Annotated in this window: 18 protein-coding genes; 13 read left to right on the top strand and 5 right to left on the bottom strand. The window is 72.2% G+C overall.

The features are described 5' to 3' along the window. Window positions 1-3 precede the first annotated feature (3 nt). Genes FNH04_RS21600 through FNH04_RS21590 form a run of 3 tightly spaced genes read left to right on the top strand, consistent with a single transcriptional unit; the run spans window position 4 to window position 2,749 of the window. Window positions 4-738, top strand: coding sequence for a DUF5819 family protein (locus FNH04_RS21600; protein ID WP_322723476.1), 735 nt, complete (start codon window positions 4-6; stop codon window positions 736-738). Next, complete coding sequence (locus tag FNH04_RS21595) at window positions 738-1,997, top strand: HTTM domain-containing protein (protein WP_152786710.1); 1,260 nt, start codon at window positions 738-740, stop codon at window positions 1,995-1,997. The genes FNH04_RS21600 and FNH04_RS21595 overlap by 1 nt, the downstream gene beginning before the upstream one ends. Then, window positions 1,994-2,749 carry a TrmH family RNA methyltransferase gene (locus FNH04_RS21590; protein WP_152786708.1) on the top strand — a complete coding sequence of 252 codons (756 nt, stop codon included), beginning with the start codon at window positions 1,994-1,996 and terminating at the stop codon, window positions 2,747-2,749. Before FNH04_RS21595 ends, FNH04_RS21590 begins: the two co-directional genes overlap by 4 nt. 29 nt (window positions 2,750-2,778) lie before the next feature. On the opposite strand, the gene paaN is transcribed toward FNH04_RS21590, so the two are convergent. Beyond that, window positions 2,779-4,470: a phenylacetic acid degradation protein PaaN gene (paaN, locus tag FNH04_RS21585; RefSeq protein ID WP_152786706.1), complete on the bottom strand. Its 1,692-nt coding sequence runs from the start codon at window positions 4,468-4,470 to the stop codon at window positions 2,779-2,781. A 147-nt stretch (window positions 4,471-4,617) separates the two neighbouring features. On the opposite strand from paaN, the gene FNH04_RS21580 reads away from it, so the two are divergent. Together FNH04_RS21580 and FNH04_RS21575 are read left to right on the top strand one after the other, a co-directional pair. Continuing rightward, on the top strand, window positions 4,618-6,150 hold the full coding sequence (locus tag FNH04_RS21580; protein WP_152786704.1) for a 3-hydroxyacyl-CoA dehydrogenase: 1,533 nt from the start codon (window positions 4,618-4,620) through the stop codon (window positions 6,148-6,150). Continuing rightward, the gene (locus FNH04_RS21575) at window positions 6,147-6,737 is read left to right on the top strand and encodes a TetR/AcrR family transcriptional regulator (protein WP_152786702.1); all 591 of its coding nucleotides are present in this window, start codon (window positions 6,147-6,149) and stop codon (window positions 6,735-6,737) included. The genes FNH04_RS21580 and FNH04_RS21575 overlap by 4 nt, the downstream gene beginning before the upstream one ends. A 38-nt stretch (window positions 6,738-6,775) precedes the next feature. Here the strand turns inward: FNH04_RS21575 and FNH04_RS21570 are convergent, their stop codons facing one another. Then, window positions 6,776-7,261, bottom strand: a complete 486-nt coding sequence (locus FNH04_RS21570) for an Lrp/AsnC family transcriptional regulator (RefSeq protein ID WP_152786712.1) — start codon at window positions 7,259-7,261, stop codon at window positions 6,776-6,778. 189 nt (window positions 7,262-7,450) lie between these two features. Here FNH04_RS21570 and pdhA point away from each other — a divergent pair, with 189 nt between their 5' ends. Genes pdhA through FNH04_RS21540 form a run of 7 tightly spaced genes read left to right on the top strand, consistent with a single transcriptional unit; the run spans window position 7,451 to window position 14,733 of the window. Then, window positions 7,451-8,602 carry a pyruvate dehydrogenase (acetyl-transferring) E1 component subunit alpha gene (pdhA, locus tag FNH04_RS21565; RefSeq protein WP_152786700.1) on the top strand — a complete coding sequence of 384 codons (1,152 nt, stop codon included), beginning with the start codon at window positions 7,451-7,453 and terminating at the stop codon, window positions 8,600-8,602. Further along, entirely contained in the window at window positions 8,599-9,603 is a 1,005-nt protein-coding gene (locus FNH04_RS21560) for an alpha-ketoacid dehydrogenase subunit beta (RefSeq protein WP_152786698.1), read from the top strand. Before pdhA ends, FNH04_RS21560 begins: the two co-directional genes overlap by 4 nt. Next, window positions 9,603-11,063: a dihydrolipoamide acetyltransferase family protein gene (locus FNH04_RS21555; protein WP_152786696.1), complete on the top strand. Its 1,461-nt coding sequence runs from the start codon at window positions 9,603-9,605 to the stop codon at window positions 11,061-11,063. Before FNH04_RS21560 ends, FNH04_RS21555 begins: the two co-directional genes overlap by 1 nt. 25 nt (window positions 11,064-11,088) lie before the next feature. Beyond that, window positions 11,089-12,099 carry an NTP transferase domain-containing protein gene (locus tag FNH04_RS21550; RefSeq protein WP_386575595.1) on the top strand — a complete coding sequence of 337 codons (1,011 nt, stop codon included), beginning with the start codon at window positions 11,089-11,091 and terminating at the stop codon, window positions 12,097-12,099. Continuing rightward, window positions 12,096-13,493, top strand: a complete 1,398-nt coding sequence (locus FNH04_RS21545) for a molybdopterin molybdotransferase MoeA (RefSeq protein ID WP_152786694.1) — start codon at window positions 12,096-12,098, stop codon at window positions 13,491-13,493. Before FNH04_RS21550 ends, FNH04_RS21545 begins: the two co-directional genes overlap by 4 nt. Next, window positions 13,490-13,639 carry a hypothetical protein gene (locus FNH04_RS46635; RefSeq protein WP_194236761.1) on the top strand — a complete coding sequence of 50 codons (150 nt, stop codon included), beginning with the start codon at window positions 13,490-13,492 and terminating at the stop codon, window positions 13,637-13,639. Before FNH04_RS21545 ends, FNH04_RS46635 begins: the two co-directional genes overlap by 4 nt. Continuing rightward, the gene (locus FNH04_RS21540; RefSeq protein WP_322723470.1) at window positions 13,636-14,733 is read left to right on the top strand and encodes a potassium channel family protein; all 1,098 of its coding nucleotides are present in this window, start codon (window positions 13,636-13,638) and stop codon (window positions 14,731-14,733) included. Before FNH04_RS46635 ends, FNH04_RS21540 begins: the two co-directional genes overlap by 4 nt. Before the next feature lie 78 nt (window positions 14,734-14,811). Here FNH04_RS21540 and FNH04_RS21535 read toward each other — a convergent pair whose 3' ends face one another. Both FNH04_RS21535 and FNH04_RS21530 read right to left on the bottom strand, forming a co-directional pair. Next, complete coding sequence (locus FNH04_RS21535) at window positions 14,812-15,660, bottom strand: ABC transporter permease (RefSeq protein WP_152786690.1); 849 nt, start codon at window positions 15,658-15,660, stop codon at window positions 14,812-14,814. Further along, on the bottom strand, window positions 15,657-16,694 hold the full coding sequence (locus FNH04_RS21530) for an ATP-binding cassette domain-containing protein (RefSeq protein ID WP_152786688.1): 1,038 nt from the start codon (window positions 16,692-16,694) through the stop codon (window positions 15,657-15,659). The genes FNH04_RS21535 and FNH04_RS21530 overlap by 4 nt, the downstream gene beginning before the upstream one ends. Window positions 16,695-17,014: 320 nt before the next feature. On the opposite strand from FNH04_RS21530, the gene FNH04_RS21525 reads away from it, so the two are divergent. After that, window positions 17,015-17,995 carry an NAD(P)H-quinone oxidoreductase gene (locus FNH04_RS21525; protein ID WP_152786686.1) on the top strand — a complete coding sequence of 327 codons (981 nt, stop codon included), beginning with the start codon at window positions 17,015-17,017 and terminating at the stop codon, window positions 17,993-17,995. A 47-nt stretch (window positions 17,996-18,042) separates the two neighbouring features. Here FNH04_RS21525 and FNH04_RS21520 read toward each other — a convergent pair. Further along, window positions 18,043-18,420, bottom strand: a 378-nt coding sequence (locus tag FNH04_RS21520) for a hypothetical protein (protein WP_152786684.1), incomplete at its 5' end; no start/stop codon positions are given.

Below are 18,420 nucleotides of genomic sequence, written 5' to 3'. Positions count from 1 at the left end.
GAGATAGGCCTCCCACCCCCGGACGACGGCGTTCCGCCTCCCAGAACCCCGGAAGCCGCCGAGCGGGCAGGGACAGCCGGGGCCGCCGGGATCCCGGGGATAGCCGGGCTCTCGCTCGGGTCCCAGATCGTCGCCGCCCTCGCGCTCGCGGTCGTCGCGGTGGTCGCCTGTGCGCACCTCGGAATGGTGTTCCTGCACGTGGCGCCCTCGAACACGGTCACCAAGCAGCACGGGCGGGCGATCGACGACTGGGTGTACCCGGAGTTCGAGCAGAACTGGAAGCTCTTCGCGCCCAACCCGCTGCAGCAGAACATAGCCGTGCAGGTGCGCGCCGAGGTCCGTACCGCGGACGGGAGCAACCGCACGACCGGCTGGTACGACCTGTCCGCGCTGGACGGTGCCGCGATCGACGGAAGCCTGCTGCCGAGCCACACCCGGCAGAACGAACTGCGCCGGGCCTGGGACTTCTACGTCGCCTCGCACGACAGCGAGAACCGCCCCACGGGCCAGCGCGGCGACCTCGCCGAACGCTATATGCGCCGCATCGTCGTGATGCGCCTCGAAGAGGAGGGCGCGGCCGGGCCCGCCGGGCTCGTCGAACGCGTGCAGGTCCGGTCCCGCACCACCAACGTGCCACCGCCGGGGTGGAGCGAGGAGCAGGTGTCCGACAAGCCGGTCGTCCGCGAACTGTCGTGGTGGACGGTGACCGAGCGGGACCGGACGGAGGCGGGTACGTGATGGGGCGGCTGGCCGCCGCGATCGGGTGCCGTATCAGCCGGGTCACGGACTCCGCTCTGGGCCCGTACCAGACCGCGGTCGTCCGTATCGGCTTCGCCGCGACCTGGCTGCTGTTCCTGGTGCGCGAGTTCCCGCACCGGCACGAGTTGTACGGGCCCGACGGGCCGTGGAGCTGGGACCTCGCCCAGCAGCTCATAGCCGGCAACGACGCGTTCACGATCCTGTTGTGGTCCGACAGCCGGTCCTGGTTCGAGGCCGTCTACGCCCTGGGCATGCTGTCGAGTCTCCTGCTGCTGCTGGGCTGGCGCACCCGCACCATGAGCGTGCTCTTCATGGTCGGGGTCCTGTCGCTGCAGAACCGCAGTGTCTTCATGGGGGACGGCGGCGACAACGTCATCCACCTGATGGCCATCTACCTCGTCTTCACGCGCTGCGGTCTGGTGTGGTCCCTGGACGCGCGCCGGGTGAAGCGCGCGTGTGAGGCCCGCGCGCGGGGGGAGCTCCCCCACGCTCTCGGCTCCGCTCGAGCAGGAGGGGCCCCCACCCGCCCGGACCGGGTGGGGCCCGCCCTGTGGGGCGCGCTCGGTTTCGCGCTGCTCCTGGTGACGCTCGCGGGGTGGCTCGGCGCCGGCTGGCTGGTGCTCTTCTGGGGGCTGTGGGCGGCCCAGGCCCTGTGGTGGGCGGCCGGACGGTACACGGGCGGCGCGGAGCCCCGCGTCCTGCTCGATCTCGTGGCCAACCTCGCGCACAACGCGGCCCTGTTCGTGATCATGGCCGAGGCGTGTCTGATCTACGCGACCGCCGGCTGGTACAAGATCCAGGGCACGCGCTGGCAGGACGGCACCGCGGTGTACTACCCGCTGCACCTGGACTACTTCTCCCCGTGGCCCGCCCTGTCCGACCTGCTGTCCGCGAACGGCACGCTGGTGATGCTCGTGACGTACGGGACGGTCGTCGTGCAGGTCGCCTTCCCGTTCACGCTCTTCAACCGGCGCGTCAAGAACGTCCTGCTGGCGCTGATGATCACCGAGCACGCCGTGATCGCCGTGGTCCTGGGCCTGCCGTTCTTCTCTCTCGCGATGATCGCCGCGGACGCGGTGTTCCTGCCGACGTCCTTCCTGAAACGCCTGGGCGGATGGGCGGCACGCGCGCGCGGGAGGCTGTTTCCGGGCCGCGACCGCACGCCGCCGGGCCCGCCCGGGCAGCGGGCCAAGGGCCCGGGGGCGCCCGAGCAGGCGCACGTAGGCTTCACGGCATGACCGACCCCGTACGTCTCTGGCGGCAGCTCGCCGACGCCTCCGTCCTGCTCGACGGCTTCCACGCCCTCAAGCACGCGACGCGCTTCCGGGCCGAGGTCCCGGTGGCCGTCACGACCGACCGGGAGGCGGCGCTCGCGCTCGCCGGGGAACTGGCTCCGGACGTACGGGACACGCTCGACGCGCTTCTCACGGAGATCCCCGAGGCGGCGTACGCCACCCTCGTGGCGCGCCCGCACCCCACCTCGGTGGCCGCCCTGGCGGTACGGCCCTCACGGGAGACCAACCTACGGGCGCTGGCCCGCACCCCGCGCACGGCTCCGGTCGTCGTGCTCGACAACCCGCGCAACCTGGGAAACGCCGGAGCCGTGATCCGCCTCGCGGCCGGTTTCGGGGCGACCGGGGTGGTCACCACGGGCACGCTCGACCCCTGGCACCCCACGGTCGTACGCGGTGGGGCGGGCCTGCACTTCGCCACCGCCGTGGAACGGCTGGACGTGGACGAGCTGCCGCCGGGTCCCGTGTTCGCGCTGGACCCGGAGGGCGACGACATCCGGGGGCTGAAGCTGCCGGACGACGCGGTGCTCGCCTTCGGCTCGGAGCGCAGCGGTCTGTCCGCCGCGCTCCGGGCCCGCGCCGACCACCTGGTGTCCCTGCCGATGCGCCCCCAGGTCTCCAGCTACAACCTCGCGACCAGTGTGGCCATGACGCTGTTCCACTGGAGCGCCACCGGGGGTGCGCCGACGGGCTCCTAGAGACTTCGGCACACCAGAGCTCCAGGCTTCTACGCCTCCCGGCGCACCTCCACCACCCGGAAGCGGTTGGCCACGAACGCGCCGTCGCACAGCGCCGAGTTGGCCGCCGGGTTGCCGCCCGAACCGTGGAAGTCCGAGAAGGCCGCCGTCTGGTTGACGTACACCCCGCCGGTCAGGTTGAGGGACAGCTGGGCGCACTCCTCCAGGCAGGCCTCCTCGATGGCCTCGGCCACCTCGTCCGAGGTGGTGTAGGCGCCGACCGTCATCGCGCCCTTCTCGCGGACGGTCCGCCGGAGCAGGGCTACCGCGTCCGCCGCCGAGTCGACCGCGACGGCGAAGGAGACGGGGCCGAAGCACTCGCTCATGTAGGCCGCCTCGGCGTCGGGCTTGGCGCCGTCGAGCTTCACGATGACCGGGGTGCGGACCGTCGCCCCCGGGAACTCCGGGTTGGTGATCTCCCGTGAGACGAGGGCGACTTCGCCGAGCCCCGCCGCCGCGTCCAGACGGGCCTTCACATCCGGGTTCACGATGGCTCCGAGCAGGGCGTTCGCGCGCGCGTCGTCGCCCAGGAGGCCTCCGACCGACTTGGCGAGGTCGGCGACCACCTCGTCGTACGACCGGGGGCCGTCCTCCGTGCTGATGCCGTCGCGGGGGATCAGCAGGTTCTGCGGGGTCGTGCACATCTGGCCGCTGTACAGGGACAGTGAGAAGGCCAGGTTGGAGAGCATCCCCTTGTAGTCGTCGGTGGACTCCACGATCACCGTGTTGACGCCGGCCTTCTCCGTGTGGACCTGCGCCTGGCGGGCGTTGGTCTCCAGCCAGTCGCCGAACGCGGCGGAGCCCGTGTAGTCGATGATCCGGATCTCCGGGCGGACGGCCAGGGACTTGGCGATGCCCTCGCCGGGGCGCTCGGCGGCGAGCGCCACGAGGTTCGGGTCGAAGCCGGCCTCGGTGAGCACGTCGCGCGCGACCCGCACGGTGAGGGCGAGCGGCAGCACCGCGCGCGGGTGGGGCTTCACCAGCACCGCGTTGCCGGTGGCCAGGGAGGCGAACAGGCCCGGGTAGCCGTTCCACGTCGGGAACGTGTTGCAGCCGATGAGGAGCGCGATCCCGCGCGGGACCGGTGTGAACCGCTTGTTCAGCGCCAGTGGGTCGCGCTTGCCCTGGGGCTTGGTCCACTCGGCGGTGTCGGGGGTGCGGACCTGCTCCACGTACGCGTACGCCACCGCCTCCAGGCCGCGGTCCTGAGCGTGGGGGCCGCCCGCCTGGAACGCCATCATGAAGGCCTGGCCGGAGGTGTGCATGACGGCGTGCGCGAACTCGTGCGTGCGGTCGCTGATCCGCTTGAGGATCTCCAGGCAGACCACGGCACGCGTCTCCGCGCCCGCGTCGCGCCACGCCCGCTGCCCGGCCTTCATGGCGGGCAACAGCACGTCGGCGTCCGCGTGCGGGTAGGTGACGCCCAGCTCGACGCCGTACGGAGAGAGCTCGCCGCCCACCCAGTCGTCCGTGCCGGGCTGGCCGAGGTCGAGGCGGGTGCCCAGGAGGGCGTCGAAGGCGGACTTGCCGGCCGCCGCGTCCAGGCTGCCGTTCTCGCCGTAGGCCTTGGGGTGTTCGGGGTGCGGGGACCAGTACGCGCGTGTGCGGATCGCCTCCAGCGCCTGGTCGAGGGTGGGCCGGTGCCTGGCGATGAGCTCGTGCGCGGTCAGTTCGGCGGCCATGCGGGACCAACTCCTCGTCTTGAGAACTCTTCGTTGAGCTCTGACCTGGGCAGAAACAGGCGGTCACGGTTAGAGTAACCGAACGATCGGTCGGGACAAGGGGGTCCGCCGCATCTGTGGACAACCCCGTGCGGGAGGATCGCGTACATGACAGCACTCGACCTCAGCAGCCCCGTGGCCGTCGTCGGCACCGGCACGATGGGCCAGGGCATCGCCCAGGTCGCGCTGGTCGCGGGCCACCCCGTGCGGCTGTACGACGCCGTTCCCGGCCGCGCCCGGGACGCGGCCGCCGCGATCGGTGCCCGCCTCGACCGGCTCGTGGAGAAGGACCGGCTCACCGGCGCCGACCGGGACGCCGCGCGCGCGAGGCTGCATCCCGCCGGGAGTCTCGCCGAGCTCGCGGACTGCGGGATCGTCATCGAGGCGGTGGCCGAACGGCTGGAGGTGAAACAGGAGCTGTTCCGCGAGCTGGAGGACATCGTCGACGAGGACTGCCTGCTCGCCACCAACACCTCCTCCCTGTCCGTCACGGCCATCGGCGGAGCCCTGCGCCACGCGGGCCGGTTCGTGGGCCTGCACTTCTTCAACCCGGCACCGCTGATGCCGCTCGTGGAGGTCGTCTCCGGGTTCGCCACCGACGTCACGTCGGCCACGCGCGCGTACGAGACCGCCCGCTTCTGGGGCAAGACACCGGTGGCCTGCGCCGACACCCCCGGCTTCATCGTCAACCGCATCGCGCGGCCCTTCTACGCCGAGGCCTTCGCGGTGTACGAGGCCCAGGGCGCCGACCCCGCCACCATCGACGCGGTCCTGCGCGAGTCCGGCGGCTTCCGGATGGGCGCCTTCGAGCTGACCGACCTCATCGGGCAGGACGTCAACGAGTCCGTCACGCACTCCGTGTGGCAGGCGTTCTTCCAGGACGTGCGCTTCACGCCCTCGCTCGCCCAGCGGCGGCTCGTCGAGTCGGGCCGGCACGGGCGCAAGAGCGGCCACGGCTGGTACGACCACACGGACGGCGCCGAGCGCCCCGAGCCGCACACCGCGGAGAAGGCCCCGGCGCCCGCGTACGTCGTCGCCGAGGGCGATATGGGCCCTGCGTCCGAGGTGCTCGCGCTGATCCGTGAGGCGGGCATCCCCGTCCGCGCGGAGGACGACGAGGACGAGGAGGGCGAGTACGACGGCATCCGGCTCGTCCTGCCGAGCGGCGGCCAGCTCGTTCTCGCCGACGGCCAGACCTCCGTGGAGTTCCTGGACGTCGTCTACTTCGACCTGGCGCTCGACTACCGCAGGGCCACCCGGATCGCCCTGTCCGCCTGCCAGGACACCTCGCCGCAGACGCTCTCCGAGGCCACCGGGCTCTTCCAGGCGCTCGGCAAGGACGTCAGCGTCATCGGGGACGTGCCTGGCATGATCGTCGCCCGTACGGTGGCGCGTATCGTCGACCTCGCGTACGACGCCGTGGCCAAGGGCGTGGCGACCGAGGAGGACATCGACACAGCGATGCGCCTGGGCGTCAACTACCCGCTCGGGCCGTTCGAATGGAGCCGCAGGCTCGGCAGGACATGGGCGTACGACCTGCTGGAGGAACTACACCTGCGCGAGCCCTCCGGCCGCTGCGCGCCCTCCCTCGCGCTGTACCGCCACGGACAGGCCGCAGACACGCGGAAGGGCATCAAATGACCACCGCCAAGCGCGACACGTACACCCCGGAGACGCTTCTGTCCGTCGCCGTCCGGGTCTTCAACGACCGTGGCTACGACGGCACGTCCATGGAGCACCTCTCCAAGGCCGCCGGTATCTCCAAGTCGTCGATATACCACCATGTCGCGGGCAAGGAGGAGCTGCTGCGCCGTGCCGTCAGCCGGGCGCTCGACGGCCTCTTCGGGATCCTCGACGAGGAGCACGCGCGCGCGGGGCGGGCCGTCGAGCGGCTGGAGTACGTCGTCCGGCGCATGGTCGAGGTGCTCACCTCCGAACTGCCGTACGTGACGCTGCTGCTGCGTGTGCGCGGCAACACCGGTACGGAGCGGTGGGCCCTGGAGCGGCGCCGCGAGTTCGACCACCGGGTTGCCGAGCTGCTCAAGGACGCGGCCGCCGACGGGGACGTACGCGGTGACGTGGAGGTCCGGCTGGCCACCCGGCTCGTCTTCGGGATGATCAACTCGCTGGTGGAGTGGTACCGGCCGGACGGGCGGGGCATGGGCGAGCGGGAAGTGGCCGACGCGGTGGTGCGCCTGGTGTTCGGGGGCTTGCGCACGCAGGAGTGAGGACAGGGGACCTGTGGTGCGCCAGGGGGATGGGGCGATCAGCCCTCCGGTTCCAGGTCCTCCTCCTCGAACACCAGGAGTGTCCGGGTGCTCAGCACCTCGGGGATGGCCTGGAGCCGGGTGAGCACCAGCTCGCGCAGCGCGCGGTTGTCCGGGGTGTGCACCAGCAGCAGGACGTCGAAGTCGCCTCCCACCAGGGCGATGTGGGAGGCGCCGGGCAGCTGGCGCAGCTGTTCCCGGACCGTGCGCCAGGAGTTCTGCACGATCTTGAGGGTGATGTAGGCCGAGGTGCCCTGCCCGGCGCGCTCGTGGTCCACGCGCGCCCCGAAACCCCGGATCACACCGTCCTCGATGAGGCGGTTGATACGGGCGTAGGCGTTGGCGCGGGAGACATGGACGCGCTCGGCGACGGAGCGTATCGAGGCCCGTCCGTCCGCCTGGAGCATCTGCAGGATGTCCCGGTCTATGGCGTCCAGAGGGCGTGGGGGAGGCACCGCGGGGCCGTGCTCCGACTGCTCGGCCATTTGTTCAGGTGCCATGTCCCCCTGCCTCCCTACCATGGACGTACTGCGTCCATCACAGGCTGTGCAGAACCGTTTGTCCACAGCCTGCCGGTGCCCGTAGCCAAAATGCGCCGACGACCGAACAATCGGTAGGTGAGGCGCGTCACAACCCCGGCGCGCCCGGAAGTCGCTCCCACGAGGAGGTGCCGTATGACGGTCATGGAGCAGCGGGGCGCGTACTACCGGCCGACACCGCCGCCCGCCTGGCAGCCCCGAACCGACCCCGCGCCGCTGCTGCCCGACGCGCGGCCGTACCGTGTCCTGGGCACCGATGCGGCCGCCGAGGTCGACCCTGCGCTGCTGCGCCGGCTGTACGCGGAGCTGGTCCGCGGCCGCCGGTACAACGCGCAGGCCACGGCACTCACCAAGCAGGGCCGCCTCGCCGTCTACCCCTCCACCACCGGCCAGGAGGCCTGCGAGGTGGCCGCCGCCCTCGTGCTGGAGGAGCGCGACTGGCTCTTCCCCAGCTACCGGGACACCCTGGCAGCCGTCGCCCGCGGCCTCGACCCGGTCCAGGCCCTCACGCTCCTGCGCGGTGACTGGCACACCGGGTACGACCCGCACGAGCACCGTGTCGCGCCTCTGTGCACCCCCCTCGCCACCCAGCTGCCGCACGCCGTGGGCCTCGCGCACGCCGCCCGGCTCAAGGGCGACGACGTGGTCGCGCTCGCCCTGGTCGGCGACGGCGGCACCAGCGAGGGCGACTTCCACGAGGCAATGAACTTCGCCGCCGTATGGCAGGCCCCGGTCGTCTTCCTCGTCCAGAACAACGGCTTCGCGATCTCCGTCCCGCTCGCGAAGCAGACCGCCGCCCCGTCGCTGGCCCACAAGGCCGTCGGCTACGGGATGCCGGGCCGTCTGGTGGACGGCAACGACGCGGCGGCCGTGCACGAGGTGCTCGGCGACGCCGTGGCCCACGCGCGCGCGGGAAACGGTCCCACGCTGGTCGAGGCGGTGACGTACCGCATCGACGCCCACACGAACGCTGATGACGCGACCCGCTACCGCGGCGACTCCGAGGTCGACACCTGGCGCGCGCACGACCCGATCGCGCTCCTGGAGCACGAGCTGACCGAGCGCGGGCTCATCGACGCGGACGGCATACAGGCCGCGCGGGACGCCGCCGAGGCCATGGCGGCCGACCTGCGCGAACGCATGAACCAGGACCCGCAGCTCGACCCCATGGACCTGTTCGCCCATGTGTACGCCGAGCCCACACCCCAGCTGCGGGAGCAGCGGGCCCTGCTGAGGGCCGAACTGGAGGCCGAGGCCGAGGCACACGCGGAAGGGACGGGCCGATGACCACCGTCGCGCTCAAGCCCGCCACCATGGCGCAGGCCCTTACGCGCGCGTTGCGCGACGCCATGGCCGACGACCCGGCCGTCCACGTCATGGGCGAGGACGTCGGAACGCTCGGTGGTGTCTTCCGGGTCACCGACGGGCTCGCCAAGGAGTTCGGCGAGGACCGCTGCACGGACACGCCACTGGCCGAGGCGGGCATCCTCGGAACGGCCGTCGGCATGGCGATGTACGGGCTGCGGCCGGTCGTCGAGATGCAGTTCGACGCGTTCGCCTACCCGGCGTTCGAGCAGCTCATCAGCCATGTCGCGCGGATGCGCAACCGCACCCGGGGCGCCATGCCCCTGCCGATCACCATCCGAGTCCCCTACGGGGGAGGCATCGGCGGTGTCGAGCACCACAGCGACTCCTCCGAGGCGTACTACATGGCGACCCCGGGGCTCCACGTCGTCACGCCCGCGACCGTCGCCGACGCGTACGGGCTGCTGCGCGCGTCCATCGCCTCCGACGACCCGGTCGTCTTCCTGGAGCCCAAGCGGCTGTACTGGTCGAAGGACTCCTGGAACCCGGAGGAGCCGCAGGCGGTCCAACCCATCGGCCGCGCGGTGGTACGGCGCACGGGCCGGAGCGCCACGCTGATCACGTACGGCCCGTCCGTGCCCGTCTGCCTGGAGGCGGCCGAGGCGGCACAAGCCGAGGGCTGGGACCTCGAGGTCGTCGACCTGCGCTCCCTGGTGCCCTTCGACGACGACACCGTGGCCGCGTCGGTACGGCGCACCGGGCGCGCCGTGGTCGTCCACGAGTCCGGCGGCTACGGCGGCCCGGGCGGCGAGATCGCGGCCCGTGTCACCGAGCGCTGCTTCCACCACCTGGAGGCGCCGGTGCTGCGCGTCGCCGGGTTCGACATCCCCTATCCGCCGCCGATGCTGGAGCGGCATCACCTGCCCGGCGTCGACCGGATCCTGGACGCCGTGGGGCGTCTGCAGTGGGAGGCGGAGAGCTGATGGCCCAGGTGCTGGAGTTCAGGCTCCCGGACCTCGGTGAGGGGCTGACCGAGGCCGAGATCGTCCGCTGGCTGGTGCGGGTCGGGGACGTCGTCGCCGTCGACCAGCCGGTGGTGGAGGTCGAGACGGCCAAGGCCATGGTCGAGGTGCCGTGCCCGTACGGGGGCGTGGTCACCGCGCGCTTCGGCGAGGAGGGCACGGAACTGCCCGTGGGAGCACCGCTGCTGACGGTGGCCGTTGGGGCGCCTGCGGAGGACGACCAGGGCTCCGGGAACGTGCTGGTGGGTTATGGCACGGGGGCGCCCCCGGCGCGGCGGAGGCGGGTGCGGCCCCGGGCCGGTGCCAGTGCCGGTCCCGGTGCCGTGCCGGACAGGCCGGATCGGGCCGCCGCACCCTCGGCCGCTGGGAGCGCGCCTGCCGCGTCGGCCGCACCCGTGACGGCCCCGAAGCCCTCCGGCGAACCCGTCGGCCCGATGGGCCCGGTCCCCGTGATCTCGCCGCTCGTGCGCCGGCTCGCCCGGGAGAACGGTCTGGATCTGCGGGAGCTGGCGGGCTCCGGACCCGACGGGCTGATCCTGCGCGCGGACGTGGAGCAGGCGCTGCGGGCGGCGGCCACCGCCGCTCCGGTGACGCGGGTCCCGGCAGAGCCGTCGCGGACCGTCTCGACGCCCACGCGCGCGGAGAGGACACCCACGCCCACGCGCGCGGGCAGCGCCGCCGAGCCCGCCGCAGCGGGCATGTCCGCAGCCGGTACCTCCGCGGCCGTCGCCCCCGGCACCCGTGTCCCCCTCCGTGGCGTGCGCGGGGCCGTCGCCGACAAGCTCTCCCGCAGCCGTCGTGAGATCCCGGACGCGACCTGCTGGGTGGACGCCGACGCCACGGAACTCATGAACGCGCGCACGGCCATGAACGCGACGGGCGGGCCGAAGATCTCGCTGCTCGCCCTGCTGGCCCGCATCTGCACGGCCGCGCTCGCCCGTTTCCCCGAGCTCAACTCCACCGTCGACATGGCCGCCCGTGAGGTCGTACGTCTCGACCGGGTGCACCTGGGCTTCGCCGCGCAGACCGAGCGGGGGCTCGTCGTCCCCGTGGTCAGGGACGCGCACGCGAGGGACGCGGAGTCGCTCACCGCCGAGTTCGCGCGGCTGACCGAGGCGGCGCGCGCCGGGACGCTCACCCCCGCGCAGCTCACCGGCGGGACCTTCACGCTGAACAACTACGGGGTGTTCGGCGTCGACGGGTCCACGCCGATCATCAACCACCCCGAGGCGGCCATGCTCGGGGTCGGCCGTATCGTCCCCAAGCCCTGGGTGCACCAGGGCGAACTGGCGGTCCGGCAGGTGGTCCAGCTCTCGCTCACCTTCGACCACCGGGTGTGCGACGGCGGTACGGCCGGCGGCTTCCTGCGCTACGTGGCGGACTGCGTCGAACAGCCGGCGGTGCTCCTGCGTTCCCTGTGATCGCCGTGGCACGCATACTCGGAGGGTGACCGCCTACGACCCTCCCGACCGGCCGCAGCCCGGCGCCGCCGACGCGTACGACGCCGCCGGGACCGCGTACGACGCCGTCGTGCTCGCCGGGGGCGCCGCGCGGCGGCTCGGCGGCGCGGACAAACCCGGGGTGCACGTGGGCGGCCGGGCGCTGCTCGATCGTGTGCTGGCCGCGTGCGCCGAAGCGGCCGGCACGGTGGTCGTGGCCGACCGGCGGCCGACCGTACGACCTGTGGTGTGGGCCCGCGAGGACCCTCCTGGCGGCGGTCCGCTCGCCGCGCTGGAGGCCGGACTCCGGCACACCACCGCGCCCCAGGTCGTCGTGCTCTCCGCCGATCTGCCGTTCCTCGAGGAGACCACCGTGCGGCGGCTGCTGGGCGCCCTCCAGGTCGAGGGAGCCCCGGAGCGCGGCCCGGAGGGCGCGCTGCTCACCGACCCGGGGGGCCGTGACCAGCCCCTCGTGGCCGCATACCGGGCCGACGCCCTGCGGCGCGTACTCGGCGCGCTCGCCGCCGAGTACGGCGAGCTCACCGGGCTGCCGCTGCGGCGGCTCACCGGCGCACTCGATCTGACCCGTATCTCCGACCCCGTCGCGTCGTTCGACTGCGACACCTGGGAGGACATCGCCGCCGCCCGGGCACGTATCAAGGAGCATGGAAACGTGCTGGATGAATGGATTTCCGCAGTCAAGGACGAACTGGGTATCGACCTCGACGTCGACACCGGTGGCCTCCTCGACCTCGCTCGCGACGCCGCGCACGGAGTGGCCCGGCCCGCGGCCCCGCTGACCACGTTCCTCGTCGGATACGCCGCTGCCCGGGCCGGGGGAGGCCCTGAGGCGGTCGCCGAGGCGGCCCGCAAGGCCGCGGCCCTGGCCCTGCGCTGGGCGGACGAGGACGTGCCCGACGCCAAGCCGGACACCGAGGCCCGCACGGGGCCCGAGGCAGGCGCCGGTGCGGAGGCCGGGCGCGGCCCCGCCTCCGAGAACGCGCCGGACGCCGGATGACCCGCCGGGACGCCGAGGAACTCGACGTGGAGGAGGCGCTGGCCGTGGCCAACGACAGGGGCGGGCGTCCCCCCGGCGCCCCGCACCCCTCCCGTGCCTCCTCCACGCCCAGGTCCGCCGAGAAGGGCCCGGCCTCCGCCAAGGGCACCCACCACGGGGCCACCCCCTGGCCGGAGGCCCGCGCTCTCGCCGATCGCGCCGCCCGCTCGATCCGGCGCCCCACCCCTGTTTCCGTCACGCTCGACGACGCCCTGGGCCTGGTCCTCGCCGCCCCCCTCACGGCGCTCACCGACCTCCCGTCCTTCGACAGTTCCGCGATGGACGGCTGGGCGGTCGCGGGCCCCGGCCCCTGGCAGGTGCGCCGGAACGGAGTGCTGGCCGGGCACGCGCAGCCCGAACCGCTCACCGACGGCGAAGCCGTCCGTATCGCCACCGGTGCCCGCGTTCCGCCGGGCGCCACCGCCGTTCTGCGCAGCGAGCACGGCCGCACGGACGAGAAGGGCCGACTGCACGCGACGCTCCCCCAGGCTCCGGACTCCGCCCACGCAGGGGGGACGCCCATGCTCGGGCACGGGCAGGACATCCGGCCGCGCGGCCAGGAGTGCCGTAGCGGCGACCAGCTGCTGCCGCTCGGCACCCTGGTCACCCCGGCCGTGCTCGGGCTCGCCGCGGCCGCCGGGTATGACACGGTCACCGTTCATCCCCGGCCGCGGGCCGAAGTCCTCGTCCTCGGTGACGAGCTGCTCACCGAAGGCCGTCCGCGCGACGGGCTGATCCGGGACGCGCTCGGCCCCATGCTGCCGCCCTGGCTGCGGGCGCTCGGCGCCGAGGTCACGGCCGTCCGCCGGATCGGGGACGACGCCGACGCCCTGTACACGGCCCTGAAGAACTCCTCCGCCGACCTGATCGTCACCACCGGCGGTACCGCGGCGGGTCCGGTCGACCATGTCCATCCCACCCTGCGCCGCCTCGGCGCCGAACTCCTCGTGGACGGTGTCCAGGTCCGTCCGGGCCACCCGATGCTGCTGGCGCACACGGGGGAGACCCAGCATCTGGTCGGGCTCCCCGGTAACCCTCTGGCGGCCGTCTCCGGTCTTCTCACCCTCGCTGAGCCCCTCCTGCGGACGCTCGCGGGGCGTGCTGCTCCTGAGCCCTTCGCGCTGCCCCTCCAGGACGCGGTCCACGGCCACCCGCATGACACCCGGCTCATCCCCGTCGCCCTGCGTGCCGACCGGGCCGTACCGCTGCACTACAACGGCCCCGCCATGCTGCGCGGGATCGCCGCGGCCGATGCCCTGGCCGTCGTACCGCCCGGTGGCGGTCGCCCGGGACAGGAGCTGGAACTCCTCGACCTGCCCTGGGCGGCTGCGGGAATCCAGGTGTGTTTCACGTGAAACAGAGCATGTACGGGATCGTGGAGCCCAGCGGCAACCAGGCCCTGGGCCTGTGCGTCAGGACGAGTGTGGACCTGATCTTTCGGCCGTCCCTGGAGACGAGCACGAGTCGCACCGCGTACCGAATCGGGGAGCGTTTCACGTGAAACTACCGGGCCAGGACATGATCGCTCGGCAGGCGGACGAGCGCCTCGTGACCCACCAGGTGAAACTTCCGAAGCGGGCGGTCGAGCGCCCGATACGGCAGGTCGGCAAGCGGCTGGCGATGGCCCTGTTCGTGCTGGTCGGGACGGCCTTCATCGTCTACCTCGACCACAAGGGGTACAACGACAACTCCGACGGCAGCGTCGACCTGCTCGACTCCTTCTACTACGCGACCGTCACCCTCTCCACCACCGGGTACGGCGACATCACCCCGGTCAGCGACGCCGCCCGGCTCACCAACATCTTTGTGATCACGCCCCTGCGTGTGCTGTTCCTGATCATCCTGGTCGGCACCACACTCGAGGTCCTCACGGAACGCACGCGCGAGGAATGGCGACAGAACCGCTGGAGGACGGCCTTGAGGGATCACACCGTTGTCGTCGGCTTCGGGACGAAGGGGCGGTCGGCGATCCAGACCGTCTGCGCTCAGGGGCTGAAGAAAGAGCAGGTCGTCGTGGTCGACCCCAGCTCCAAGGTGGTCGACGCGGCGACGGCCGACGGGTACGCGGGGGTTGTCGGGGACGCCACCCGCAGTGATGTGCTGCTGCGGGCCGAGCTGCAGAAGGCGCGGCAGGTCATCATCGCCACGCAGCGGGACGACACCGCCGTCCTCGTCGCGCTCACGGCCCGGCAGCTCAACCGCTCGGCGAAGATCGTGGCCGCCGTGCGCGAAGAGGAGAACGCGCCGTTGCTGAAGCAGTCCGGTGCCGACATGGTCATCACCAGTGCCAGCGCGGCCGGCCGGCTGCTCGGGCTCTCGGTGCTCAGCCCCTCCGCGGGCATGGTCATGGAGGACCTCATCCAGCAGGGCAGCGGACTCGACATCGTCGAACGGCCGGTCATAAAGGCCGAGGTGGGGCGCAAGGTGCGGGAGATCGACGACCTTGTGGTCAGCGTCGTACGGGGGCACCGGGTGCTCGGCTACGACGACTCCGCCATCGGCGAACTCCAACTGGCGGACCGGCTCATCACCATCGTCCGGGCCACCCCGAGCACCAAGGTGGCGCCCGACATGCGGCCCCTGCGCCAGGACTGACGGCCAAGAGCATCCAGAGCCTCCCGAGCATGACGAGGGGGCGCCCGCCATCGGTGGGCGCCCCCGACGTCGTCACCACTACTTGCGGTTGTACAGCCGCATCGTGATCGGTCCGAAGACCAGCACGAACAGTGCCGACCAGCCCAGTGACCAGGCGATCTCCGCGGTCGGCCACTCGCCCGCCATCAACTCGCGCACCGCCGAGGACAGATGGGTGATCGGGCTGTTGTTGACGAACGCCTGGAGCCAGCCCGGCATGGTCCTCGGGTCCACGAAGACGTTGGACAGGAAGGTCAGCGGGAAGATCACCATCATGCTGACGCCCATCACGGACTTCTCGGTGCGGAGCATCAGGCCGAACATCGTCCAGATCCACGAGAACGCGAACGAGAAGACGATCAGCAGCGCGATCCCGGCGAGCACGCCCCCGACGCCGCCGTCCGGCCGGTAGCCCAGGATGATCCCCACGGTGAGCATCACCACGGACGCGATCGTGTAGCGCAGGGCGTCGCCCAGCAGATAGCCGACCATCGTCGACGGCCGCCAGATCGGCAGCGAGCGGAACCGGTCGAAGACGCCCTTCTCGATGTCCGTGTTCACCGAGACACCCGTGTACATCGTGATCATCACGACCGACATCACCAGGATGCCGGGCAGCAGGAACTGGATGTACTCCTCCGGGGAGCCCGCCAGGGCGCCGCCGAAGAGGTACGTGTACATCAGCACCATCATGATCGGGAAGGCGGTGACGTCGAAGAGCTGCTCCGGCACATGCTTGATCTTCAGAATCGCCCGCCAGCCGAAGGTCAGCGAGGCCGACAGAGCGCTGGGGCGCGGCGGACGCTCCTTGGCGACCAGCAGCGCGGCCAGCGACTCGGCGCTGACGGGGGCGAGTTCCTTGCTGTCGGTGGTGGTCGCGGTGCTCATGCCGCCGCCTCGTCCTTCGTGTCGTCGAGCTTCGCGTCTTCAGCCCGCGTGGTCTGCGTACGGGTGTCGTGGCCGGTCAGGGCGAGGAAGACCTCGTCCAGGCTGGGCTGTCCCAGCGAGAAGTTGTCGACGGTGATACCGCCGCGGGCCAGTTCGGCGAGCGCACGGGCCGCCTGCTCGGCGGCGCCCCACCCGCCCGCGGCGCCCGCGCCGACCCGGGCCGTCAGCGCCACCGGGTCCGGCTCGCGCTGCACGTCCGCTTCGAGGGTCAGCCGCAGCACCTCCTCCGCCTGCGGGCGCTGTGCCGGATCGCGCAGCCGCAGATGCACGGACCCCGCCCCGACGGACGCCTTCAGCTCGCCCTTCGTGCCCTCCGCGATCACCTTGCCTCGGTCGATGACGGCGATCCGGGACGCCAGCTGATCGGCCTCGTCCAGATACTGCGTGGTCAGCAGCACGGTCGTGCCCTGGCCGACCACCGCGCGCACGATGTCCCAGACCTGGTTCCGGCTGCGCGGGTCCAGGCCGGTCGTCGGCTCGTCGAGGAAGAGCAGATCGGGCGTGTTGAGGATGGAGGCGGCGATGTCGATACGGCGCCGCATCCCGCCCGAGTAGTGCTTGACCTGCTTCCCGGCCGCCTCGGTCAGCCCGAAGGCCTCCAGAAGCTGCTCACCGCGCCGCCGCGCGGCCTTCTTGTCGTGGCCGAGGAGCCGGCCGAGCAGCACCAGGTTCTCGATGCCGGTCAGGTCCTCGTCCACGGACGCGTACTGGCCGGTGAGGCTCACCCGGCCGCGCACCTGGTCGGCCTCCCGTACGACGTCGTGGCCGAAGACGTGGGCCTCGCCTCCGTCGGGGCGCAGCAGGGTGGCGAGCATCTTCACGGTGGTCGTCTTGCCGGCGCCGTTCGGGCCGAGGACGCCGTACACCGTGCCGGTCGGCACGGACAGGTCGACGCCGTCGACGGCACGTGTCTCGCCGAACGTCTTCACCAGACCCGCGGTCTCGATCGCGAGGCCGGACGTCTGTGCGCTCATGTCAGGGGTCCTTCCGCGTACGGGGCCCGGTCCACTGGGCTACGCAAGGGAGACCGCCGCGGTCTCCGGAACTCATCGGTCGCCGTACGGCGACTTCGCGGCCCGGCGGACGATCGCCGGCCGTCGCGCACCGGAGGGCCTCCGCCCGCCCCACGGAGAGCTCGTACCGCCGTACGTCTCCCACCGTCCCCCTCCTGGTGGCCGGACGCACCACGATCAGGACCAAGGACGCAGCGAAACCCGACCGGAGACGTACTGCCCGTGGGACCGTGGACGCACCTCGATCGGTGCCGGAGGCCGTGAGGAGTAGCGTCCCCCTCATGCATGCGATCACGATTCCCGAACCCGGTGGACCAGAGGCGCTGCTGTGGGAGGAGGTCCCGGACCCCGAGCCCGGCGAGGGCCAGGTGCTCATCGACGTCGAGGCCAGTGCCGTGAACCGCGCCGACCTGCTCCAGCGCCAGGGCTTCTACGATCCGCCGCCCGGTGCCTCCCCCTACCCCGGCCTGGAGTGCGCCGGGCGGATCGCCGCACTCGGCTCCGGTGTCTCCGGATGGGCGGTCGGCGACGAGGTGTGCGCACTGCTGTCGGGTGGCGGATACGCGGAGAAGGTCGCCGTCCCGGCCGGGCAGGTGCTGCCCGTGCCCGCCGGCCTCGATGTACGGCAGGCGGCCGCGCTGCCCGAGGCGACCGCCACCGTCTGGTCGAACGTCTTCATGATCGCCCACCTCCGCCCCGGCGAGACCCTTCTCGTGCACGGCGGCTCCAGTGGCATCGGCACGATGGCGATCCAGCTCGCGAAGGCGGTCGGCGCGAAGGTCGCCGTCACGGCGGGCACCGGGCAGAAGCTGGACCACTGCGCCGAGCTGGGCGCGGACATCCTGATCAACTACCGCGAGCAGGACTTCGTCGAGGAGATCAAACGGGCCACGGACGGTGCGGGCGCGGACGTCATCCTCGACATCATGGGCGCCAAGTACCTGGAGCGGAACGTGAAGGCCCTCGCCGTCAACGGCCGCCTCGCCATCATCGGCCTCCAGGGAGGCGTCAAGGGCGAGCTGAACATCGGCCTCCTGCTCGGCAAGCGCGCCGCGATCAGCGCGACCACGCTGCGGGCCCGCCCCCTCGAGGAGAAGACGGCCATCGTCGCGGCCGTGCGCGAGCATGTGTGGCCGCTCGTCGCCGCGGGTCACGTACGTCCGGTCGTCGACCGCGAGGTGCCGATGAGCGATGCGGCACAGGCCCACCGGGTGCTGGAGGAGAGCGGGCACATCGGGAAGGTGGTCCTGGTGAAGCCGTAGCACCCGGCCACTGGGAGCCGGGGACGGCCCGGGCCGCGTCACAACGGTCACGACCGTCGGACGCGCAGGGCGACGAACGCCAGCCCGAGGCCCAGACCGATGAGGATCAGCCCGCTGCCGAGCGGCAGGGCCCGCAGCACGGGCCCGTCGCCGGCGCCCGGCCGGGTGACCGGGTCCGCGTCGGCGCCTGCGTCCGGATCGTCGCGGTCGTACGGGTTCCCGCTCGGACGGCCGGTGGGCTCGCGGCCGGTCGGGTCCGTACCCGTGCCCGTATCCGCCCCCGCCTCTCTGTCCGTCTCCGTCTCCGTCGGATCGTCCGGCCCCACCTCGCCGCTCTCCGCGTCCACACCGGCCCGGCCCGGCCGCTCCCGTCCTTCGCCTGCGAGGCTGCCGGCGCGGGACGTCTCGGCGGCGGGGGCCGTGGG

The organism is Streptomyces phyllanthi (assembly GCF_009377205.1).
GTDB classification, from domain to species: domain Bacteria; phylum Actinomycetota; class Actinomycetes; order Streptomycetales; family Streptomycetaceae; genus Streptomyces; species Streptomyces phyllanthi.
The sequence above is the reverse complement of the archived record's forward strand: the minus strand, read 5'-3'. Positions and strand labels throughout refer to the sequence as shown.